21 protein-coding genes are annotated in these 20,869 nt (G+C 62.5%); 7 read left to right on the forward strand and 14 right to left on the reverse strand.

All coding sequences use genetic code 11. The features are described from left to right. Window positions 1-139: 139 nt before the first annotated feature. On the reverse strand, window positions 140-1,285 hold the full coding sequence (locus tag CUJ84_RS10020) for a citrate synthase (protein WP_105006070.1): 1,146 nt from the start codon (window positions 1,283-1,285) through the stop codon (window positions 140-142). A gap of 84 nt (window positions 1,286-1,369) precedes the next feature. On the opposite strand from CUJ84_RS10020, the gene CUJ84_RS10025 reads away from it, so the two are divergent. Beyond that, window positions 1,370-2,458: a citrate synthase/methylcitrate synthase gene (locus CUJ84_RS10025; protein ID WP_105006071.1), complete on the forward strand. Its 1,089-nt coding sequence runs from the start codon at window positions 1,370-1,372 to the stop codon at window positions 2,456-2,458. A 45-nt stretch (window positions 2,459-2,503) separates the two neighbouring features. Here CUJ84_RS10025 and CUJ84_RS10030 read toward each other — a convergent pair whose 3' ends face one another. The 4 genes from CUJ84_RS10030 to tpiA form a co-directional block, all read right to left on the reverse strand. Beyond that, the gene (locus CUJ84_RS10030) at window positions 2,504-2,974 is read right to left on the reverse strand and encodes an SRPBCC family protein (protein WP_105006072.1); all 471 of its coding nucleotides are present in this window, start codon (window positions 2,972-2,974) and stop codon (window positions 2,504-2,506) included. 171 nt (window positions 2,975-3,145) lie between these two features. After that, window positions 3,146-4,774 carry a CTP synthase gene (locus CUJ84_RS10035; RefSeq protein WP_027684626.1) on the reverse strand — a complete coding sequence of 543 codons (1,629 nt, stop codon included), beginning with the start codon at window positions 4,772-4,774 and terminating at the stop codon, window positions 3,146-3,148. Between the two features lie 144 nt (window positions 4,775-4,918). Continuing rightward, window positions 4,919-5,428: a preprotein translocase subunit SecG gene (secG, locus tag CUJ84_RS10040; protein ID WP_105006073.1), complete on the reverse strand. Its 510-nt coding sequence runs from the start codon at window positions 5,426-5,428 to the stop codon at window positions 4,919-4,921. Window positions 5,429-5,559: 131 nt separating this feature from the next. Continuing rightward, on the reverse strand, window positions 5,560-6,330 hold the full coding sequence (gene tpiA / locus CUJ84_RS10045; protein WP_105006074.1) for a triose-phosphate isomerase: 771 nt from the start codon (window positions 6,328-6,330) through the stop codon (window positions 5,560-5,562). On the opposite strand from tpiA, the gene CUJ84_RS38295 reads away from it, so the two are divergent. Continuing rightward, window positions 6,278-6,502, forward strand: a complete 225-nt coding sequence (locus CUJ84_RS38295) for a hypothetical protein (protein ID WP_199788833.1) — start codon at window positions 6,278-6,280, stop codon at window positions 6,500-6,502. The genes tpiA and CUJ84_RS38295 overlap by 53 nt on opposite strands. Before the next feature lie 50 nt (window positions 6,503-6,552). Here CUJ84_RS38295 and CUJ84_RS10050 read toward each other — a convergent pair whose 3' ends face one another. Beyond that, a complete protein-coding gene (locus CUJ84_RS10050; protein ID WP_105006075.1) occupies window positions 6,553-7,452 on the reverse strand; it encodes a phospholipase in 900 nt (299 codons plus the stop codon). Between the two features lie 219 nt (window positions 7,453-7,671). On the opposite strand from CUJ84_RS10050, the gene parE reads away from it, so the two are divergent. The 3 genes from parE to CUJ84_RS10065 all read left to right on the forward strand — a co-directional run bounded on the left by parE (window position 7,672) and on the right by CUJ84_RS10065 (window position 12,449). After that, window positions 7,672-9,774, forward strand: coding sequence for a DNA topoisomerase IV subunit B (gene parE, locus CUJ84_RS10055; RefSeq protein WP_105006076.1), 2,103 nt, complete (start codon window positions 7,672-7,674; stop codon window positions 9,772-9,774). 201 nt (window positions 9,775-9,975) lie between these two features. Then, window positions 9,976-11,115, forward strand: a complete 1,140-nt coding sequence (locus CUJ84_RS10060; RefSeq protein ID WP_105006077.1) for an esterase-like activity of phytase family protein — start codon at window positions 9,976-9,978, stop codon at window positions 11,113-11,115. 116 nt (window positions 11,116-11,231) lie between these two features. Continuing rightward, the gene (locus tag CUJ84_RS10065; RefSeq protein WP_105006078.1) at window positions 11,232-12,449 is read left to right on the forward strand and encodes an AI-2E family transporter; all 1,218 of its coding nucleotides are present in this window, start codon (window positions 11,232-11,234) and stop codon (window positions 12,447-12,449) included. Between the two features lie 19 nt (window positions 12,450-12,468). Here the strand turns inward: CUJ84_RS10065 and CUJ84_RS10070 are convergent, their stop codons facing one another. Beyond that, window positions 12,469-12,927, reverse strand: a complete 459-nt coding sequence (locus tag CUJ84_RS10070; protein ID WP_105006079.1) for a GNAT family N-acetyltransferase — start codon at window positions 12,925-12,927, stop codon at window positions 12,469-12,471. 129 nt (window positions 12,928-13,056) lie between these two features. On the opposite strand from CUJ84_RS10070, the gene CUJ84_RS10075 reads away from it, so the two are divergent. Further along, window positions 13,057-13,479 (forward strand): hypothetical protein, encoded by a 423-nt coding sequence (locus tag CUJ84_RS10075; RefSeq protein ID WP_105006080.1) that lies wholly within the window; start codon window positions 13,057-13,059, stop codon window positions 13,477-13,479. Here CUJ84_RS10075 and CUJ84_RS10080 read toward each other — a convergent pair. The 3 genes from CUJ84_RS10080 to CUJ84_RS10090 all read right to left on the reverse strand — a co-directional run bounded on the left by CUJ84_RS10080 (window position 13,476) and on the right by CUJ84_RS10090 (window position 15,922). Next, complete coding sequence (locus tag CUJ84_RS10080; RefSeq protein WP_105006081.1) at window positions 13,476-14,618, reverse strand: DUF2336 domain-containing protein; 1,143 nt, start codon at window positions 14,616-14,618, stop codon at window positions 13,476-13,478. The genes CUJ84_RS10075 and CUJ84_RS10080 overlap by 4 nt on opposite strands. Window positions 14,619-14,726: 108 nt before the next feature. After that, entirely contained in the window at window positions 14,727-15,338 is a 612-nt protein-coding gene (locus CUJ84_RS10085) for a flavin reductase family protein (protein WP_105006082.1), read from the reverse strand. Continuing rightward, window positions 15,338-15,922 carry a nitroreductase family protein gene (locus CUJ84_RS10090; RefSeq protein ID WP_105006083.1) on the reverse strand — a complete coding sequence of 195 codons (585 nt, stop codon included), beginning with the start codon at window positions 15,920-15,922 and terminating at the stop codon, window positions 15,338-15,340. Before CUJ84_RS10090 ends, CUJ84_RS10085 begins: the two co-directional genes overlap by 1 nt. A gap of 114 nt (window positions 15,923-16,036) precedes the next feature. Here CUJ84_RS10090 and CUJ84_RS10095 point away from each other — a divergent pair, with 114 nt between their 5' ends. After that, the gene (locus CUJ84_RS10095; RefSeq protein ID WP_105008145.1) at window positions 16,037-17,137 is read left to right on the forward strand and encodes a hypothetical protein; all 1,101 of its coding nucleotides are present in this window, start codon (window positions 16,037-16,039) and stop codon (window positions 17,135-17,137) included. A 267-nt stretch (window positions 17,138-17,404) separates the two neighbouring features. Here the strand turns inward: CUJ84_RS10095 and thrS are convergent, their stop codons facing one another. From thrS to yidD, 4 genes are all read right to left on the reverse strand, one after another. Further along, window positions 17,405-19,390: a threonine--tRNA ligase gene (thrS, locus tag CUJ84_RS10100; protein WP_105006084.1), complete on the reverse strand. Its 1,986-nt coding sequence runs from the start codon at window positions 19,388-19,390 to the stop codon at window positions 17,405-17,407. Between the two features lie 123 nt (window positions 19,391-19,513). After that, window positions 19,514-20,041 (reverse strand): DUF1697 domain-containing protein, encoded by a 528-nt coding sequence (locus CUJ84_RS10105; protein WP_105006085.1) that lies wholly within the window; start codon window positions 20,039-20,041, stop codon window positions 19,514-19,516. Then, entirely contained in the window at window positions 20,038-20,466 is a 429-nt protein-coding gene (locus CUJ84_RS10110; RefSeq protein WP_199788800.1) for a DUF2267 domain-containing protein, read from the reverse strand. Before CUJ84_RS10110 ends, CUJ84_RS10105 begins: the two co-directional genes overlap by 4 nt. Continuing rightward, window positions 20,463-20,867, reverse strand: coding sequence for a membrane protein insertion efficiency factor YidD (yidD, locus tag CUJ84_RS10115; protein WP_105006087.1), 405 nt, complete (start codon window positions 20,865-20,867; stop codon window positions 20,463-20,465). The genes CUJ84_RS10110 and yidD overlap by 4 nt, the downstream gene beginning before the upstream one ends. Window positions 20,868-20,869: the final 2 nt, after the last annotated feature.

Here is a 20,869-nt window from a genome sequence, read left to right on the forward strand (position 1 = left end):
GGAAAGTCCCCTTGACCGTGCGGAACAGCTCTTTTCGAAAGCGCCCGCCAACCGTCTTCTTCCATGTGAGGCATGATAGCCGAATTCAAATATTTCCCTAGGCAAAAAAAGCAAACCGGCGCAATCGCCGGCGGAATTCTTACGTTCTACTATCCGTTTCAAGCACCGGTCCGGCATAACGCGCCCGCGGCCGGATCAATTCACCGCTGTCGATCTGCTCCATCGCATGCGCAAGCCAACCGGCGGAACGGGCAAGCGAGAAAATGATGATCGGCGCCTCCCTCGGGAGATCGAAGGCAGCGGCCATTGCGGCAAGCGCGAAATCGACGTTGACCTTCTCGCCGACCATCTCCTCGCCGGTTTCCCGGACCTCGGCAAACTGCGCCGGCAAGTCAAAGTGCGAAAGCAGCGCCAGAGCCCTGACATCGCCGTCGGGATAGAGCGGATGACCGAAGGCCGACAGGCGATTGCCCTGGGCGAGCGTGCGGCGGATCGCCTGCTCGGCCCCAAGGGCGGAAGTGTTCTCGATCAAGGCGTCGACGCCCTGCCAGGCGGCGCCGTGCAGCGGCCCTGTCAGCGTCGCCAGACCGGACAGCACGGCGGCCGAAAGGGCCGCACCCGCCGATGCCGTGACCCGCGCCGCAAAGGTCGAGGCGTTGAGTTCGTGATCGGCAAGCAGCACCAGCGCGCGACGCAGGCAATCGGCAGCATCCCGCCGCTGCCAGCTTGCCGCAAGCCGCAAATGCAGCGGCTGGTCGAAAGATCCCGGCGCCAGCGCATCGGCGACGGTACGGAGAACGCCACTTGCTTCACGGCGAAGTGCTGCCTGCGAGCGGCCGAGCGACGGCAGATCCGATGTCACCCGCCCTGCCAGCGCCAGGAATGCCGCCTGAAGCGACGGAGCGGCATGTCCGGTCCCGCTGCCGGAGGAGAGTGTTTCCGCGCCGTTCCAGAGCAGCGCCGCCGTCTGCTCCAGCGTCGCGACTTCAGCGAAACCGGCGGCATCCTTTCCGCGATAGAAAAGGCGTCCGCCGATGATGGTGGAAATTGCCGAGGAAAGAACCGGATCGCCCCAGCGGATCGCCTCGGCGGCGACCGTTTCGGTCTTGCGGCGGCCGGCATGGCGTTCGGCAAGCCGCTGCACGTCGGAAGCCTGGTAGAGGCTGCGGCGCGGGTCGGTGGGATCGGGCTTGGCGCGGATGCGCCCGCGACTGACATTGGCGTAAAGCGTCTGCGGCTTGGTCTTCAGCGCCTGCAGCGCCTCTTCGGCGGTCAGCCACGACATCGGAACCTCATATTGATCAATTGCATCAAGATTGACGTCAATGAGACTAGGTCGGATCATCCGTGTCGTAAAGGAGAAAACAACATGAAAAATGGCTTGGAAGACGTCATAGCCGCCGAAACGCAGCTCTCGGATGTCGATGGCGAAGCGGGACGACTGATCATCCGCGGCGTATCGCTGGATCATTTGGTCGCTGACGGCACCTATGAAGGCGTCGCAGCCCTGTTGCTGGACGGGCTGATGGAGCGAAGCTTCAATGAAGTGGAATTGCGCGACTGGCTGGCGCAAGCACGAACTGGAGTGTTCGACCACATCGAGTCGGCCGATGCCGCCCTGCTCGCCCTACCTCCGGTCGATGCGATGCGGGCGCTGATCGCCCGGCTGCCCGACGGCGAGGATTTTGACACCGCGCTCGGCCTTCTGGCGGCGCCTGCGGTTTTTCTGCCGGCCGTTCTGCGCCTGCAACGCGGTGAAAAACCGATCGCGCCCGACGCCTCGCTGACACAGGCCGCCGACATCCTGCGCATGCTGACCGGAAAATTGCCGAACAGGGAGCAGACAGCGGCACTCGACGCCTATCTCGTGACGATATCAGACCATGGCCTCAATGCCTCGACCTTCGCGTCGCGCGTCATCGCCTCGACGCAGGCTGGCCTCACCTCTTCGGTGCTGGCGGCGCTGAGCGCCCTGAAGGGGCCGCTGCATGGCGGTGCACCCGGTCCCGTGCTCGACATGCTGGATGCGATCGGCACGGCCGAGAATGCTTACCCGTGGCTCGGCGAAGCGCTTGATCGCGGCGAAAGGCTGATGGGCTTCGGCCACCGCATCTATCGCGTCCGCGATCCGCGCGCCGATGCGCTGAAGGGCGCGCTGAAGCCGCTGATATCAACCGGACAGGTAAACAGCGCCCGCAGCGCGCTGGCGGAAGCCGTGGAGGCTGCTGCATTGGCGATCCTGAAAGTGCGCAAGCCGAACCGGCCGCTCGATGTCAACGTCGAATTTTATACTGCGCTGCTGCTCGAAACGCTCGGCTTTCCGCGCGAGGCCTTCACCGGCGTCTTCGCGATCGGCCGCACCGTCGGATGGCTGGCGCATGCGCGTGAACAGGCGCTCGACGGCCGGCTGATCCGTCCACGTTCGGTCTATATCGGGCCGCTGCCGGCCGCTGCCTGAAAGTTGAATTCGCCGGCCGGCAGGGCATGTCCTTGCCGGCGATCCTCAGCCGCCGACGAAGGCGGCAAGTTGGTTGAGCGTCAAACGGCAACCTTCCTCATTGTCTTCGAGGCGAATGCCAGAGGGGATGTTGTCGCAGACCATCGTCACATCGGTGCCTCCATCGGCGGGCGACAATGTCGTGCTGACCGTCATCTCGCCGGAAAAACCTTCATTGTCGGAATCGAAGACCGTAGCCCAGACGATGCTTTCGTCAGGCACGAGCCGCGCAAAACGGCCCTGGAATTTGTCGGTCTTGTCGGAGGTCTTGCCCGGCTCCGACGCCTCGTCATCGGGATAGACGAGCGACATGCTGAAGGCGCCGCCTTCCCTGCCCTCGAAGGCATGGACGATGCCCTTCATCGAACCCGGCGGAAGCCAGGTGGCGACAGCATCTGCATCGAGGAAGGCGCGGTAGATGTGCTCGCGCGGTGCTGCGATGAAGCGTGAGACGGTCGTGCTGCGTGAAGTGGCCATGCCGGCAAGATAGCTCGAGCACGGATGTTATCCAGATCGCGCCAGAGCAATTCCAGCAAAAGTGCGCAGCGGTTTTGCGTCTGGAATTGCGTGAAAACAAAGAGATAGAGCATTTCCGTTACTCGAAGAAGACGGAAATGCTCTAACCGCGCGATCTGGTCTTGGCTTTCGTCAGACGAGGCGGCTTTGTTCCGTCGCCGCTTCGATGAAGCTCGCAAACAGCGGATGCGGATCGAGGGGCCGGCTCTTCAGTTCCGGGTGGTACTGCACGCCGATGAACCAGGGATGATCGGGATATTCGATCGTCTCCGGCAGCACGCCGTCCGGCGACATGCCGGAGAAGACGAGGCCGCAGTTTTCGAGCCGGTCCTTGTAGTCGACATTGACCTCGTAGCGGTGGCGGTGACGCTCGGAAATATCGGTGGAGCCGTAGATATCCGAGATCTTCGTGCCCTTCTTCAGCGCCGCCTTGTAGGCGCCGAGGCGCATCGTGCCGCCGAGATCCCCGGCTGCGGTGCGCTTCTGCAATTCGTTGCCCTTGACCCATTCGGTCATCAGGCCAACCACCGGCTCTTTCGTCGCGCCGAATTCGGTCGAGGACGCACCGGCCACGTCGGCGAGATTGCGCGCCGCCTCGATGACCGCCATCTGCATGCCGAAGCAGATGCCGAAATACGGCACCTTGCGCTCGCGGGCAAAGCGGGCAGCGTGGATCTTGCCTTCCGAACCGCGTTCACCGAAGCCGCCGGGCACGAGGATGCCGTGCACCTTTTCGAGATAGGGCGCCGGATCTTCCTTTTCGAAGACCTCGGATTCGATCCATTCGAGGTTGACCTTGACGCGATTGGCGATGCCGCCGTGATGCAGCGCCTCGATCAGCGACTTATAGGCATCCTTGAGGCCGGTATATTTGCCGACGATCGCAATCGTCACCTCGCCCTCCGGCGTGCGGATGCGATTGCAGACCTCTTCCCACTGGTCCAGCCGCGGCTTCGGCGCCGGCTCGATGCCGAAGGCGGCAAGGACTTCGTCGTCCAGACCTTCCTTGTGGTAGGCGATCGGCACATCATAGATGTTGGCCACGTCGAGCGCCTGGATAACGGCGGACGGGCGAACGTTGCAGAACAGCGAGAGCTTGCGGCGTTCGGCTTCCGGAATTTCGCGGTCGGCGCGCACCAGCAGGATATCGGGATGAATGCCGAGTGCCTGCAGCTCCTTGACCGAATGCTGCGTCGGCTTGGTCTTGAGCTCGCCTGCCGCCGGAATATAGGGCATCAGCGTCAGGTGGACGTAGACGGCGGTGCCGCGCGGCAGGTCATTGCCGAGCTGGCGGATCGCCTCCATGAACGGCATCGCCTCGATGTCGCCGACCGTGCCGCCGATCTCGCAGATGACGAAATCGTAGTCGTCATTGCCCTCGATAACGAAATCCTTGATCTCGTTGGTGACGTGCGGAATGACCTGCACCGTCGCGCCGAGATAGTCGCCGCGCCGTTCCTTGTCGATGATATTCTTGTAGATGCGGCCGGTGGTGATGTTGTCGGTCTTGGTCGCCGAACGCCCCGTGAAGCGTTCGTAGTGACCGAGATCGAGATCGGTTTCCGCGCCATCGTCGGTGACGAAGACCTCGCCGTGCTGGGTCGGGCTCATCGTGCCCGGGTCCACGTTCAGATAGGGGTCGAGCTTGCGAAGCCGAACCCGATATCCACGGGCCTGCAGCAACGCTCCGAGAGCCGCGGCCGCAATTCCTTTTCCGAGAGAGGAAACCACGCCGCCAGTGATGAATACGTATCGCGCCATGGGATTCACCGGATACCTTTTCAAAAACGATTCCACCAGCCCCAAAAATTCTTTTCCGGAACTTTCGGAGCGTGGCGCAGGAATCTGAACAAAAGAAAACCGGCAGACCCTGGGGCCTGCCGGCGGTTTATGTCGAAGCCCGGTTTACTGTCCCGTCGGGACGCCGGAAGGCTGAGCCGGCGCAGGCGTGGCCGGAGCTGCAGGCGCAGTCGTCGCCGGAGCGGTGGCAGCCGGAGCCTGAGTTGCCGGAGCAGTCGTTGCCGGCGCTTGAGCGGCGGGAGCCTGCGGTGCGGGCGTCGCCGCCCCGCTGCTTGGTACGCCGTTGCCGGCCGGTTGACTTGCCGGAGCCTGTGCGCCGCCGCCGAGCGAATCGAGAATGCCGTTGCCCTGGCCGCCTGTTGCCGGAATCCGGTCGAGAATATCGCTCGGACGGCCCTCGTAACGCGTCAGTATGCCGAGGCCGAGCGAGGTCAGGAAGAACAGGGTTGCAAGGATCGCGGTGGTGCGCGTCAGTGCATTGGCCGTACCCCGGGCCGACATGAAGCCGGAACCGCCGCCGATGCCGAGGCCGCCGCCTTCAGAGCGCTGGATGAGCACGACGCCAACAAGGGCGAGCACGATCATGAGATGGATGACAATCAATACTGTCTGCATGGGTCCAGTCCTGCCCGCCTGAAGACGGACATAAGTAAGAATTCTGGCGGCTCTTTACATGAGGCTTTCATCTATTCCAAGCCCTTCGGCTCGGAATAAACCCGGGAATAAACCCAGAAATAAAAAATGCCTCAGGCGAGCAGCGCCTCATAGGCCCGGTAGATGGCGAGGAAGTCGGCCGCTTTCAAGCTCGCTCCGCCGATCAGCGCGCCGTCGACATTGGCGATGCCCATCAGTTCATGGGCATTGGCCGGCTTGACTGAGCCGCCATAGAGAAGACGCATCTTGCGGCCTTCATCGCCGAAGCGGGCCACAAGCTCTGCCCGCATGAAGGCATGCGCCTTTTCGACATCACCTGATGTCGGCGTCACACCGGTGCCGATCGCCCAGATCGGCTCGTAGGCGATAACGGTATTTTCGGCCGTCGCGCCATCGGGAACGGAGGCGGAAAGCTGGCGTTTGATAACGTCAAGCGCCTGGCCTGTCCGGCGTTCATCCGCCGTCTCGCCGATGCAGATGATCGCCGTCAGCTCTGCGGCGAAGGCCGCCTCCGCCTTGGCGCGCACCAGATGATCCGTTTCGGCATGGTCGGTGCGCCGCTCGGAATGGCCGACGATGACGTAGGTGCCGAAACAATCGGCAATCATCTCCGCCGAGATGTCGCCGGTATGCGCACCCGACGGATTCTGATGGCAGTCCTGAGCGCCAATCGCCAGCGGGCTGTCGGTGCACAGCGCCGTCGCCACGTAGAGCAGCGTCGCCGGCGGGCAGATCAGCGCTTCGACCTTGTCGGCCAGCGGCGAGCGAACACCCTCGGCGATCGTCTTGATCTGATCCAGGGAGGCACGCATGCCATTCATTTTCCAGTTCCCCGCCACAAGCGGGCGCACATCAGGTGTCATGCTGGCCTTCCACAATCTGCTTATGCCTTGGGCAATATCAAAAGCTTGCAGCAAAGAAAAGCATCATGCCCTTGACGTAAGGGGAATCTCTGCGATCCCGCGCATATTTCTGCCGAATATCGTTCGCTACAGCGCCGCGCGTCTTTTGAGACACGCAAAGGTAGTATTTTGAATTCATGCATCGTGTTTCTAAAAATAGTCTCCGAATTTCCGACCGATGCGCTAGCCGGCAAGAATCCAGTTCACCACCCTGCGCCAGTCGATCATCCGGATCGGTGTCCCGTGATTGCCGGTCTGAAACAGCGTGAAACGCGCCGGATATTTTGCCTTGTGCAGGCTTTCGAACAACGCCTGCTGGTCGGAGGCGGCATAGACCGGGTCGCGGCTGCCATGGGCGAACCAGAGCGGCAGCTTTGCCTTGTAGAAGGCGCTCTTGATGAAATCCGGATCGGTGACCCCGCTCATGATCAGCATGCCCTTCAGCCGCTTGACGCTGTCGCCATCGCGCGCGATGCCCCAGCAGACCTGGCTGCCCATGGAGGCACAGGAAAGGATGATCGGCCGGCCGGGTGATTGCACGCTTGCATAGCGGATCAGGCCGGCGATCGCCGCAACGCCGCTGCTGTCGAAGCTCTTGACGGTCGGCGAATAATAAACGCCGCCATTGCCGGCAACGAGGTTCTTCAGCCGGTTGAAATTGCCGCCGAAGCTGTAGTCGTTGGCGCCGAGCCGCCGGTCGCCGTCGCGCCCATGGATGAAAATCACCGTGAAAGCAGCACTCTGAGCCGGTCCCACCCTGGTGACATCGAGCTTGATGCCGTCGAGAGACAGTGTTTCGTCCGCTTGAGCCTTGCGGATGCCGAGCGCCACATATTTCTGCTGCACCCGTTTTTGCGGGATCTGGTCGCGGCCGTTGATATCGCGCGTCTCGTCATAGTCGATGACCTCGGAGGCGCCGTCATCGCCCGTCTGCAGCACGGTCTGCTTCGAAAACAGATCGTCCTTGAAGGGCGCCAGCACATCGGCTGCCTGTACCGGGCCGACAGCGGACAGCATGGCCGCAGACAAGAAAAACGCCGCAATTGCGGTGATGATGGTGCAATGACTTGTGGACATTCGCATTCGGATGGTTCCTGAAGCCTGCCGCCGCTTGCCATTCCGCGCCCGGCAACGCAAATCATTTGGGAAAAACCCGCCAAAACAGGCGGTGTCGCGTATAGAGGTGCTTTCTGGCAAAATCTGCCTGATTCGCAAACGTGGCATGAAATGCGGTGATTTTGGGTCGGCGGCGGATGCCCGCCCAAGCCAGACCTAAGACAGGATGAAGATCTGAACGGCTCCATGGACGATAGCAACGACCTCTTTTCCGGAATGCCCCTCTCTGAAAAACGCGAGGAGGCGCAGAAGCCTGCCGCTCCGGCCGAGCGGCCGCCGGTGACGGCTGCGCCCGTCGCCGCCGCAGCACCCCCTGCTGCTGGAGCCTCAGCGCGTCCGGCGCCCGCCGCCTCGAACTCGGATGATTACGGCGCCTCGTCGATCCGTGTCCTCGAAGGCCTCGAGCCGGTGCGCATGCGTCCTGGCATGTATATCGGCGGCACCGATGAAAAGGCGCTGCATCACCTGTTTGCCGAAGTCATCGACAATGCGATGGACGAGGCGGTCGCCGGGCACGCCAATTTCATCGAGGTCTATCTTGACCTCGAGGGTTATCTCACCGTCTCCGACAACGGCCGCGGCATCCCGGTCGAGAACCATCCGCAGGTGCCGGGCAAGTCGACGCTCGAAGTCATCATGACCAAACTGCATGCCGGCGGCAAATTCGACGGCAAGGCCTACGAGACCTCTGGCGGCCTGCACGGCGTCGGCGTTTCGGTCGTCAACGCGCTCTCCGACGACCTCGAGGTCGAGGTAGCGCGAAACCGCAAGCTCTACCGCCAGCGCTTCTCCCGCGGCCTGCCGCAGGGCGGTCTCGAAGAGTTGGGTGACGTTCACAACCGCCGCGGCACCCGCGTGCGCTTCCATCCCGACCCCCAGATCTTTGGGGATCACATGAAGTTCGATGCCGCCCGGGTCTTCCGCATGGCGCGCTCGAAAGCCTATCTGTTCGGCGGCGTCGAAATCCGCTGGAGCTGTGAGGCGGGCGTGCTGCCCGAAGGCTCCGAGGTCCCTGACAAGGCCGTCTTCCACTTCCCCGGCGGCCTGAAGGACTATCTCCAGGCGACGATGGGCAAGGAGTTCACCGTCACCCGCGAGATCTTTGCCGGCAAGACGGAGAAGGTGAGCGGCCACGGCTCGATGGAATGGGCGATCACCTGGTATGGTGGCGATCCGCAGGTGCATTCCTATTGCAACACCATCCCGACGACCGAAGGCGGCACACATGAAGCGGGGCTGCGCATCGCGCTGACCAAGGGCCTGAAGGCCTATGCCGAGCTGACGCAGAACAAGCGCGCCGCGCAGATCACCACCGACGACGTGATGATCTCGGCGGTCGGCATGCTGTCGGTCTTCATCCGCGAGCCGGAATTCGTCGGCCAGACCAAGGACAGGCTTGCGACCGTCGAGGCGCAGCGCATCGTCGAGAACGCGCTGCGCGATCCCTTCGACCATTACCTTGCCGACAATCCGAACGAGTCGGCCAAGCTGCTCGACTGGGTGATCGAGCGCGCCGAGGAACGCCTGCGCCGCCGCAAGGAAAAGGAAGTCAACCGCAAGACGGCGGTGCGCAAGCTGCGCCTGCCCGGCAAGCTTGCCGACTGCTCGCAGAACACCGCCGTGGGTGCCGAACTCTTCATCGTCGAGGGCGATTCGGCAGGCGGTTCGGCCAAGCAGGCGCGCAACCGCGCCAACCAGGCAATTCTGCCCCTGCGCGGCAAGATCCTCAACGTCGCCAGCGCCGGTCGCGAAAAGCTCGGCGCCAACCAGCAGCTTGCCGATCTGGTTCAGGCGCTCGGCTGCGGCACGCGCTCGAAATACCGCGACGAAGACCTGCGCTACGAGCGCATCATCGTCATGACCGATGCCGACGTCGACGGCGCCCACATCGCCTCGCTGCTCATCACCTTCTTCTATCAGGAGATGCCGGAGCTGGTGCGTGGCGGCCATCTCTTCCTCGCCGTGCCGCCGCTCTACAAAATCACCCAAGGGGCGAAATCCGCCTATGCCCGCGACGACAATCATCGCGCCGAGCTGATGCAGACGGAGTTCAAGGGCAAGGCCAAGGTCGAGATCAGCCGCTTCAAAGGTCTCGGCGAAATGATGCCCGCGCAGCTCAAGGAAACCACCATGGATCCGTCCAAGCGCACCTTGCTCAAGGTGCTGATCGACGAGGTGGATTTCGAAGGCACCCGCGCCGCCGTCGACGATCTGATGGGCACCAAGCCGGAAGCCCGCTTCCGCTTCATCCAGGATCGCGCAGCCTTCGCCGAGAACCTCGATATCTAGGGTATAACATCGAGCGCGCCAAACGGTCGGATAGACACGGGTTCGGCGCGCCGCATTTTAGCATTCACGATTTCACGGAACTGACGAAGAACCGTAACAACTCCGTCAAACAACCGGCGCATGAAGCGGACGGCGCGCCTTCCCCTCGGGGAGGAGCTGCGCCCGTTTGAACCGTTTTCAACCCCTTGCCGGATATTTGTCATGACCAAGCGTTTTCTCGCGGCTGCCGCTTTCGTTCTCCTGTCCAGCACCGTCACCGTCAGCGCCACCGATATCGGCGCCACCTTCGAGACCGCCTGCCCCTTCGGCGATTGCGCCGCCGGCATTTCGCTCTCCTATCTCGGTGAATTCGTCATCCCCACCGGCCACATGGAAAACGGCGTCGAATTCGGCGGCATTTCCGGCCTCGATTTCGATGCCGCCACCGGCCACTATCTCGCCATCAGCGACGACCGCTCGGAAAGAGGCCCGGCCCGCTTCTATGAACTCGACGTCGATGTTGACGCATCCGGTCTCAAGGGCGTTTCGGTCGTCAAGCGGGTGACGCTGAAGGACAAGAACGGCGAGCCCTTCACTGCCCGGACCGTCGATCCGGAATCGATCCGCCTCGGCAAGGACGGCATCTATTGGGGCAGTGAAGGCGACGGCAAGGCGCTGCTTCCGCCCTTCGTCCGCGTTGCTGCGCCCGACGGTTCCTTCATCCGCGAGTTCAAACTGCCGGAAGGCGTTGCCCCGACGGCAGACAAGTCGACCGGCATCCGCGACAACCTCGCCTTCGAAGATCTCGCCGTCACTCCCTCCGGCGATGTGTTCGTCGGTGTCGAAGCCGCCCTCTACCAGGACGGCCCGAACCCCTCGCTGACGTCAGGCAGCCTCTCGCGCATTATCCGCTACGGCGGCGCCACCGGTGAGCCGAAGGCCGAGTATGTCTACCCGGTCTCGCCGATCCCGCAGGCCGCCACCAAGGCCGACGGCGGCAATGACAACGGCATGTCGGAGATGCTTGCCCTCGACGATCACCGCCTGCTTGCCGTCGAGCGGAGTTATGCCCAGGGCTTCGGCAGCAGCATCAAGATCATGATGATGGATCTGGCCGACGCAACCGATGTATCCGCCATCGCGTCCCTCGCCAAAAGCGACCAGCGTGTCATCCCCGCCCGCAAGAGCCAGGTCCTCGATTTGAGGGCGATCGGCCTCGTTCCCGACAATATCGAGGCCATGTCGCTCGGCAAGGCCAAGGACGGCACCGACGTCCTCATTCTCGGCTCCGACAACAATTTCTCGACCAGCCAGAAGACGCAATTCTACGCCTTCAAGATTCTCAGCCGTCCGCAGCAGTAAGACGCCCGGGTCTGAGGGTCGAATAGCGACGCTTTGTATACGCTTTCATGGTGCGGACCTTGAAACCGCCGGGTTGATGGCCCATAACCAGAGTACAAGAAAAAGAAGAGGCGCGCGTGGGTGTGTTCGACCGTCAGAAAAGCAATCATGAGCCGCGATGGCTCGGATCTTCAGCGCAGACGCGCACGCCGCTGATTCCCTCCATTTCGGCGGCGCGCTGGCTGCTGGTCCTGGTCGTCGCTGCCGGCGTCTATTTCTTCTACGGCTTCCTCGTGCCGGTGCTCGCAGCCCTCGTCATCGGCTTCGCCAGCTGGCCGCTCTACCGCAAGCTTCTTGCCCGCGTCGGCGGCAATACGACGATCGCCGCGACCATCGCCATCATCATGATCATCACCTTCCTGGTCATCCCGATCGGGCTTGCGGTGACCTATACGACGGGCGAAGTGCGCACCTGGGTCACCTGGGCAATCCACGCCAACCGCGCCGGCGCCCCGACACCCGACTGGATCGTCGCGCTGCCTTGGGCGGGCGCCTATCTCGATGAAGTCTGGACCAAATATATCGGCAGTCCCGGCGCCCTGGGCGAAGTCATCCAGGCGGTCAGCGGCGCCAATATCGGCAACATCTACCGCGCCGTGCTGGCGGCCGGCGGCGGCGCCTTCCACCTGCTGCTGACGCTGCTCTTCATGCTGATCGCGCTGTTCTTCGTCTATCGCGACGGTTTCTCCTTCTCCAAGCAGATCGATATGCTCGGCGAGCGCATCCTGCCGAACCGCTGGGAGCGCATTTCCCGCGTCGTGCCGGCGACGATCAGCTCCACCGTCATGGGCATGACGCTGATCGCGATCGGCGAAGGCATCGTGCTCGGCCTTGCCTATTGGATTGCCGGCGTGCCCTCGCCGGTCACGCTCGGCGTTCTGACCGGCGTGATGGCGCTGATACCGGGCGGTGCGCCGCTATCCTTCACGCTGGTCTCCATTTATCTGCTGGCGAGCGGCTCGCATGTCGCCGGCATCGGTCTCTTCGTCTGGGGTACGGTCGAGCTCTTCATCGTCGACAAGACGCTGCGGCCGAAACTCGTCGGCGGTCCGATCAAGCTACCCTTCCTGCCGACCTTCTTCGGCCTCGTCGGTGGCGTCAAGACGATGGGTTTCCTCGGCCTCTTCATCGGCCCGGTGCTGATGGCGCTGATCGTTGCCATCTGGCGCGAATGGATCCACGAGGCCCGCAACGCCGACAAGAGCGAAACCGGACCGCAGATCATCATCGACGAACCGGCCCCACCGCCAGTTTCCGGTTCGCCGAAAACCATGCCGCGCGTCGCCGAAGGCTGAACATATCTTCGCAGACCGGTTACCCCAGCCGCTTTTCCATGAACAGGCTGAGCGGATCCGCCAGGTAAGCGCCGAAAGGCTCGATTTCCCGATATCCGTATTTGCGGTAGAGCGCGATTGCCTCGGGCTGGTAGATGCCGGTTTCGAGCCGGATCGCCGTCAGCCCCTTTTCCCCTGCGATTGCTTCGAGCGCATTCATCAGGCCGCTGGCGATCCTCAGCCCCCTCGCCTCGGGATCGACGAACATGCGCTTGATCTCCGCCGTGCCGTCGCCGGCGTCGACTAGCGCGCAGCAGCCGACGATCACCGCGTCGCTGCGCGCGACGAGGAAGCTCACCGAAGGTTTCTCCAGCACGGAGAGGTCGACCAGATGGTTGCTTTCCGCCGGATAGAGCGATTGTGCATAGGCATCGGAAAGATCGAGAAGGCGGATGACGCCCTGCTGGCGCGGCGGCTCCAGGGCGATGGTCACGGACATGCTGACTTCCTCTGCTGGCGCGGGGCACAATTTTTCCCGACATGACGAAGAGTTAATGCCGTTGCCTTCATTCGGTTGGAATTGCGCCTTCTAAGACGATGATATGCTCAATAATCAAGGAAGCAGAATATGCAAGCGGTGCTGATCGCGATGACCATTCTTGGCTGCGACGATTCCATCAGCCAGTGCAACTATGTCGCGACGGTCGATAAACGCTGGGAAACCGTTGCCGCTTGCGATGCGGAAGCCGAACGACGGCTGAAGACATATGTGAATGTCAACTATCCCTCGGTGATCGCGGTGTGCGAGGCGCCGAAAGTCATCGCCGCCGCTGAGCCGCCGAAGCCGGCGCCCGTGCCTGCCGCTGCGCCCGAGGTTGCTGTCGCCGCGCCCGAGGAACCCGCAGGACGGATCGCCGGTTTTGCCGAAGGCATCGCCGGGCAGGTCCGCGCCCATCTACCCTCGGGCAAAAGCGTCAGGGACACACTCACCAAACCCGTGCATTTCGTCTCCGCCAGCTATTCCTGGGTGGTGACGCGGCTCGCCGATTAGGCCGCAGCAAGCGCCGCATAGACGCGGGCCGATTGTCGCTGCTCGTTAACGTGCAGCTTTTCCACCATGTCGAGAAGTTCGCCGATCGCGCCATGCACGTCGTGATGACGGAATTTTTCGAGAAGACGGCCGCAGACATTGCCGAGCACGCTGCCCGGCGCCTTTCTGGCGGCGTCGCGCCACAACATCGTCGCCTCGACGAATATCACGCTGATATCCCTTGGCAGGCCGGCGGACTCATAGAGCGCACGCACGGCATGCATGCGCCCGGTTGCCAGGATCGAACGCACCCGGCGCTCGCCGCAGCCCGTCAGATCGACGATCGCACCGGCGAAGAAGTCCACCTTGCCGGCGCAGAGCGCATGCATCAGGAAGGATGGCGTCAGCCGGCCGTTGAGGCGCAGATGCTGGACGAGGTCGGGGATTTCGCGTGGGGCGATATCGCCGGCGATCGAAACGATGGCAGCCTCGGTCGCCTCGCGGCTGATGCGCTGAAGCCGCTGCAGGCCGATCGCCGCCTGCGCCAGCGGCAGCCCGATCAACGCATTGCTGACATGCTGGGTGAGCAGCTGGCGGGCATCGGCGGGAAGATCGCTGCGATCGAGAAGCAGGTTGCGGATATTGCAGCAGTCGCCGAGCCGTTCGGCGATGCGTTTCAACGACAGGCCGGAGATCACAGCGCCGTCATTCTCAAGCAGGCAGAGCAGTTCTTCCTCGTCGCCAACCTCCGCAAGCGCGGCGGAAACCGGACGCGTCACATGCGCCCTCGCCGCAATCAACATGCGGGTGGCGCCGTTGCCGCGCGCGGCAAGGTCGACGAGATCGGCATCGCTCAAAAGTGGCGAACAGGTCACCGCGTGGCAGGCGACCTCGGGCTGGTCTTCGGCAAGCGAAAGAATCAGGTTGCGCGGCGCATCGGGCGACCAGGCAATCGCCTCGGCAAGTGCAAGCCGCACGCGCGGCGACGGATCGTCGAGAAGAAAGGTCATCGCCATTTCGGCCGCCGCCCGCTCGTCCGCGGACATTTCGGACTGCAGATAGGCGCGCCCGAGTGCGTTTGCGGCCCGGGCCCGGTCACCGGTCTTGGCCGTTTCGATCCAACGAAGAAAAGCTTCTACGATCACGCGACGCCCCAGCACTTGAACGCGATTCCCTCGCGCTCCATTCAATGCTGGGACCGTAGCGGCAAAAGGTTTAAGATTGGTTCACCATATTTCTTAAGCCTTTGTACGCTTTGCCGGTTCGGCTCAGCCTTGCTGCGGCTTCGGCCGGACCATCTCGAAAACATCGCTGCCTTCGCTGTAATCCATGTAGCCCATGCGGGCGACAGGCCGGGCGATCGACATGTCGAGGCGGCCGTCCCTGACGATCGCTTCGTCGATGCGGATGCCGACCACTTCGCCGAAGACCAGGACGTTTTCGGACGGTTCCCCCGACAGCGTCTTCGGCTCGATGATCTCGGTGACCTTGCATTCGAGCACCGCGAAAGCCTCGCCGACATAGGGCGCGTCGATCAGTTCGGCCTGCTTCGGCGTCAGGCCGGCAAAATCGAATTCGCTGTGGCCGTAGGGCAGCGCCGCCGAGGAGAGGTTCATCTTCTCGGCGAGATCGCGGCTGACGAAATTACAGGTGAAGACGCCGGTCTCGGCCGCATTGCGCTGGCTGTGTTTGCGTCCGGCGGAAGAAAACATCACCAGCTTCGGCCGGTCAGCAACGGCGTTGAAAAAGGAATAGGGCGCGAGATTGATCGATCCGTCCCTGCCCTTGCTGCCAATCCAGCCGATCGGACGCGGCGACACGATCGCTTTGAACGGATCATGCGCGAGCCCGTGCCGGTTGCTCTCGGTGGTGTAAAACATCAATCGTCTCCGCCGACCCAGGTCACCGTATCGGCAAGTTCCGGCCGCGGCCGCTCGATTGCCGGAAATGTGGTCGAGCCGATATGGATGAAGCCCGCCACCTTTTCATCCGAACCGACGCCGAGCAGCGGATAGGCGCGCTCGTCATAGGCGAACCACTCCGTCAGCCAGTTGGCGACATAACCACTGGCGTTGGCGGCGAGGATGACGTTGAAGCAAAGCGCGCCGGCCGACATCAACTGCTCCCATTCCGGGATCTTGATATGCGGTCCGGCTTTGCTCACGACGGCGACGACCACGGGCGCGCGGGTGAAACGGCTGCGCTCGACCTGGATCATCTCTTCGGAAAGGTCGGTCTTTGTCTGAAGTGCCAGCGTCAGAAGCTCCTCGCCGAGACGAACGCGCTGCTCTCCGCGATAGACGATGAAGCGCCAGGGGGCGATCTTGCCGTGATCGGGAACACGCGAGGCAAGCCGCAGGATCTCCTCGATCTCGGCCTTCTCGGGGCCTGGTTCGCACATCTGGAAAGCGGGGATGGAGCGGCGCACGGCGAGGTAGTCAATCAGCTTGATATCGGATTTCATGCGGGAGAGGCTCTCATTATTTATGCTGCGGCAAAGGGTGGGTCTTGAATTTGCCATCGCGTTGGTCTTGAAGTGGCCTTTGCGATTTCAGAAGTCAATCGGTTCACGAAACAGATGTTTGGCATTTTGCCTTTTGCACGCATCGGCCTTGCCATTGCCCTGATCATACTGACGCCCTTCGGCGCCAGCGCTCAGGATGCCTTCAAGGGATTCAAACAGCTTGAATCGACGCCGAAAATGCCGAAGCTCGATGCCTTCATCGCGCCCGGCGCGGCGCCCGAAGGGGTCAAGCTGCGCGACGTCCCGATGGAAGCGAAGCTGACGGCGGATGGCAGGCCGGTCGAGGAAGGCCTCTCCTGGTACGTCTTCAGCCCGATCGCCGGATCCGACGGCAAGCTGCCGCTGATCGCCAGCGCCAAGGGCGGACCTGCCGCCTTCCAGCTCGCTCCGGGCGATTATTTCGTCAACGTCTCCTTCGGCCGCGCCGGCGTCACCAAGAAACTGACCGTGCCGGCTGAAGGCGAGGTCGACAAGCAGGTGATGGTGCTCGATGCCGGCGGCCTGCTGCTCAATGCCGTCTCCGGCACCGATGCCCGCATCCGCCCCGACCAGTTGAGCTTCTCGATCTATTCCTCGGAAGTGCGCGACGATGGCGAGCGCGGCCTCGTCATGGCCGATATCTCGCCGAATACCGTCGTCCGCCTCAATGCCGGCACCTATCACATCGTTTCCGAATATGGCAGCGTCAACGCCGTGATCCGCGCCGACATCCAGGTCGAGGCCGGCAAGCTAACCGAAGCGACGATCCAGCATCGCGCCGCGCAGATCACCTTCAAGCTGGTCTCCGACGCTGGCGGCGAAGCGATCGCCGATACGGCATGGTCGATCCTGACAGCGGCTGGCGACAGCGTCGGCGAAAGCGTCAGCGCCTTCCCCACCATGGTTCTCGCCGAAGGCGGATATTCCGCCGTCGCCCGCAACAAGGACAAGATCTACCAGCGCGATTTCACCGTCGTCGCCGGCAGGAACACCGATGTCGAGGTTCTGATGAAGGACCAGCAGCCGCAGCCTCCGGCGGATGCTGCCCGCACGGTTCAGCAAGTACCTGTGGGCACACCGACACCGCCGGGCGTCCAGCCGGCTCCGGTGCAGCCGCTGCCCTCTTACGAACAGCTCGTGCCGCAGCAGGGCGGTGACGACACCAGCCTCGATTGATTTTGCCGCGCGCGGTTTCGGCTCAGCCGAGACGTTTGGAGCGCGCGCTTCGGCGGCGCCACCGAGGAAACAGCCTCGTGATCGCGGTCCAAAAGCCCCGACTGTGCAGATCGGGAGCGTATCGGGCGCGTTCCGTCATTGGCATAGGGAAATTTTTTGAAGCGCGCTGCGGTCGGGTGATCCGTTCCCCGATCATGGTGGTCTAGTACAGATCTTGATCGGATTTCCGACAGCGCCGAATCCGGCGCTGTCCAATCCCGGCGATTTTCAGGCCGCCTTGGCTTTTTTTGCTTCGGCCTTGCGACGAATGTCGGGCGGTGTCGCTTCGAGGGCAAGGCTCTCGACGGCGGCGTCGAGCCCCATCGAAACCTGTTCCTGGCTGCCGAGGCGGCGGATATTGACCGTGCGCTCCTCGGCCTCCTTCCTGCCGCAGACGATGATGACAGGAACCTTGGTGACCGAATGTTCGCGGACCTTGTAGTTGATCTTCTCGTTGCGGAAGTCGGTTTCGACGTTGAGACCGGCCTCGCGCAACGCCTCGGCCACTTCAAGCCCGTAGGCGTCGGCTTCCGAGGTGATCGTTGCGACCACCACCTGAAGCGGCGATACCCAAAGCGGCATGTGGCCGGCAAAGTTCTCGATCAGGATGCCGAGGAAGCGCTCCATCGAGCCGCAGATGGCGCGGTGGATCATCACCGGCTGCGTCTTTTCGGAGTTGCTGTCGATATAGAAGGCGCCGAAGCGTTCCGGCAGGTTGAAGTCGACCTGCGTCGTGCCGCACTGCCATTCGCGACCGATCGCATCCTTCAGCGTATATTCGAACTTCGGCCCATAGAAGGCGCCCTCGCCCGGCAAGATGCCGGTCTTGATGTTGTTCGACTGCTGCTGGATCGTCTCCAGCACGCCCATCATCACGCTTTCGGCGCGGTCCCAGAGATCGTCCGAACCGACGCGCTTGTCCGGCCGGGTCGAGAGCTTGATGGTGACTTCATCGAAGCCGAAATCCTTGTAAACCGAAAGGATCAGGTCGTTGATTTTCAGGCATTCGGCGGCCATCTGCTCGTCGGTGCAGAAGATGTGCGCATCGTCCTGCGTGAAGCCGCGCACGCGCATCAGCCCGTGCAGCGCGCCCGACGGTTCGTAACGGTGGACATTGCCGAATTCGGCAAGCCGGATCGGCAGCTCGCGGTAGGATTTCAGCCCGTGCTTGAAGATCTGGATATGTCCGGGGCAGTTCATCGGCTTCAGCGCGAAGACGCGGTCGTCATCGGTGTCGTCGCCGGCAACCGTTACCTTGAACATGTTGTCGCGATACCAGCCCCAATGACCGGAGGTTTCCCACAGTGACTTGTCGAGCACCTGCGGCGCGTTGACTTCCTGATAGTCGCCGGCAAGCCGGCGGCGCATGTAGGCGACCAGCGTCTGGAATACGCGCCAGCCCTTGCCGTGCCAGAAGACGACGCCGGGACCCTCTTCCTGGAAATGGAAGAGATCCATCTCGCGGCCGAGCCGGCGATGATCGCGCTTTTCGGCTTCGGCAAGCATATGCAGATAGTTGTCGAGCTCCGACTGCTCGGCGAAGGCCGTACCGTAGATGCGGCTCAGCATCGGATTGTTGCTGTCGCCGCGCCAATAGGCGCCGGCCACCTTCAGCAGTTTGAAGGCGCTGCCGATCTGGCCGGTCGAGGCCATGTGCGGGCCGCGGCAGAGGTCGAACCAGTCGCCCTGATAGTAGATCTTGAGATCCTGCCCTTCCGGGATCGCGTCGACGAGTTCGACCTTGTACTGCTCGCCCTTGTCGGCGAAGACCTGTTTCGCCTTGTCGCGCGACCAGACCTGCTTGGTGAAGGCGGCGTTGCGGGCGATGATCTCCTTCATCTTCTTTTCGATTTTCGGCAGATCGTCGAGTGTGAAGGGCTCGTTCTTGGCGAAGTCGTAATAGAAGCCGTTTTCGATGACCGGGCCGATCGTCACCTGGGTACCGGGCCAGAGTTCCTGCACCGCTTCGGCCATGACATGCGCCGCGTCATGGCGGATGAGTTCGAGCGCGCGGTCGTCATTGCGGGTGATGATCTCGATCCTGCCGGTCGTCACGGGATCGGAAAGGTCGCGCACGGTGCCGTCGATCGCAACGGCGACCGCCTTCTTGGCGAGCGATTTGGAAATGGATTCGGCGACATCCCGGCCGGTTGCGCCGGCATCATAGCCGCGCACGGAACCATCGGGAAATGTCAGGGAAATAGCTTGGGACATCGAAATTCTCCTTGTCCAGTCCCGCCAACGAATGCGGGTGGTTGACACGAACGCGCCTCCGCGGAGCTGAATGCGCAGCCGCCTGATAGCCAGAATTCCTGTCTGAGTAAAGAAAAAGCGGGGTTATATAATCATTTCGGTCAGGCCGCACACGGTGTTCCAGTTGCGCATCGTGCCGACGCCGAGCCGCTTGGTCGTCAGCGCCGAAAGCAGCTTGGATTGGCTCGGCTTGCCGGCAAAATCGATCCAGAGATCGCCGCCGACGACGGCGATGCGCTGTCCCTCCGTCATCAGCGGTTTCAGCGCCTCTACCTTCTTGGGATCGACCGGCAGCCGCATCACCCGGACGATCACCTGGTCGCCGTTGCCGTCCTTGAAAGGATTGGTGCTGCAAAGCGCCATCCAGGTGCAGTCGCTGCGAACGATGATGTCGACATGTTTGCCGAACTTTTCTTCGAAGCCCTCTTCCAGGGCCACCTCGAGTTCGTGCGGCCGCATCTCGTCGGCCTCGAAGACAAGATTGCCTGTGGAAACCAGCGTGCGCGGCTCGCGATAACCGAGTTCTTCGGCAAGTGCGCGCAAATCCTGCATGACGACGCGGCGCTCAGGCGTCAGGACAATGCTGTGCAGAAGGGCGATGAAGGTGCTCATGGCCGCCAGAACTCCTCTGCCCCATCTGGCAGGGTCTTCAACACCCTGTCGAATGCGGCGGCGTCGACATGCTTTCGAACCGCCATCGCCACGTCTCGGATGGCGGTGTCGGGGGCAAAATTATGGTCACTGCGCAGTGACTGCACCTCCCGCGTCATCGCCACACGATCCTCGAAAGAGCGTTTGGCCTCGTCGGGATTCCAGTCGGCGACGAAGATCGCCCGCAGCACCGGCGGCAGCACATCGGCAAACCGGAGCGCGTCTGCGACATCGAGGCGGCGGCGGAATGTCTGAAAGACCCCTTGGGTCATGGTGTAGACCACATTGCGGCTGTCGATCAGCGTATCGGCTCTCACATCATCGAGATAACCGTCGAAGTCTTCCGATGCGCGCCTGTATTCGCCGGGCATCGTCATGGCGCTCACCCTTTCTTGCGTCCGAGGGTGAAATAGCGCCACGGGGTCCACCAGCGGAAGCCGTCGCCAAGAATTTCCGGCACCTGGTCGAGGCCGCTGGTGCCGCCTGGGCCGCAGCGACCGACGCGAAACAGCGTCATCCAGCCGCCGGCCCAGAGGCCATGGCGGGCGATCGACTCGTAGCCATATTCGGAGCAGGTCGGGATATGCCGGCAGGAATTGCCGACAAAGCCGGACAGCGTCAGCTGGTAGAGGCGGATAACACCCATGCCGAGCAGGCGGTCGGGAGTCTTGCGGAACGGACCGGCATAATTGCGGGAAGTGCGCGCCGCCTTTTCACGCGGCTTGTCCGACACGGCGGCACCGCCGTCGTCCTCATCGTCAGCCTGCCGAGCGCAGAACTCGCACATGT

This window comes from Rhizobium leguminosarum (genome assembly GCF_002953715.1).
GTDB classification, from domain to species: Bacteria; Pseudomonadota; Alphaproteobacteria; order Rhizobiales; family Rhizobiaceae; genus Rhizobium; species Rhizobium leguminosarum_V.

Coding starts and splice junctions, on each gene's coding strand:
- CUJ84_RS10095 (WP_105008145.1), top strand. CDS start 16,037: ATGTTTGGCATTTTGCCTTTTGCACGCATCGGCCTTGCCATTGCCCTG.
- CUJ84_RS10060 (WP_105006077.1), top strand. CDS start 9,976: ATGACCAAGCGTTTTCTCGCGGCTGCCGCTTTCGTTCTCCTGTCCAGC.
- parE (WP_105006076.1), top strand. CDS start 7,672: ATGGACGATAGCAACGACCTCTTTTCCGGAATGCCCCTCTCTGAAAAA.
- CUJ84_RS10025 (WP_105006071.1), top strand. CDS start 1,370: ATGAAAAATGGCTTGGAAGACGTCATAGCCGCCGAAACGCAGCTCTCG.
- CUJ84_RS10035 (WP_027684626.1), bottom strand. CDS start 4,774: ATGGCGCGATACGTATTCATCACTGGCGGCGTGGTTTCCTCTCTCGGA.
- CUJ84_RS10105 (WP_105006085.1), bottom strand. CDS start 20,041: ATGAGCACCTTCATCGCCCTTCTGCACAGCATTGTCCTGACGCCTGAG.
- CUJ84_RS38295 (WP_199788833.1), top strand. CDS start 6,278: ATGCCATTCATTTTCCAGTTCCCCGCCACAAGCGGGCGCACATCAGGT.
- thrS (WP_105006084.1), bottom strand. CDS start 19,390: ATGTCCCAAGCTATTTCCCTGACATTTCCCGATGGTTCCGTGCGCGGC.
- CUJ84_RS10085 (WP_105006082.1), bottom strand. CDS start 15,338: ATGTTTTACACCACCGAGAGCAACCGGCACGGGCTCGCGCATGATCCG.
- CUJ84_RS10030 (WP_105006072.1), bottom strand. CDS start 2,974: ATGGCCACTTCACGCAGCACGACCGTCTCACGCTTCATCGCAGCACCG.
- CUJ84_RS10070 (WP_105006079.1), bottom strand. CDS start 12,927: ATGTCCGTGACCATCGCCCTGGAGCCGCCGCGCCAGCAGGGCGTCATC.
- CUJ84_RS10020 (WP_105006070.1), bottom strand. CDS start 1,285: ATGTCGTGGCTGACCGCCGAAGAGGCGCTGCAGGCGCTGAAGACCAAG.
- CUJ84_RS10090 (WP_105006083.1), bottom strand. CDS start 15,922: ATGAAATCCGATATCAAGCTGATTGACTACCTCGCCGTGCGCCGCTCC.
- yidD (WP_105006087.1), bottom strand. CDS start 20,867: ATGTGCGAGTTCTGCGCTCGGCAGGCTGACGATGAGGACGACGGCGGT.
- secG (WP_105006073.1), bottom strand. CDS start 5,428: ATGCAGACAGTATTGATTGTCATCCATCTCATGATCGTGCTCGCCCTT.
- CUJ84_RS10050 (WP_105006075.1), bottom strand. CDS start 7,452: ATGCGAATGTCCACAAGTCATTGCACCATCATCACCGCAATTGCGGCG.
- tpiA (WP_105006074.1), bottom strand. CDS start 6,330: ATGACACCTGATGTGCGCCCGCTTGTGGCGGGGAACTGGAAAATGAAT.
- CUJ84_RS10075 (WP_105006080.1), top strand. CDS start 13,057: ATGCAAGCGGTGCTGATCGCGATGACCATTCTTGGCTGCGACGATTCC.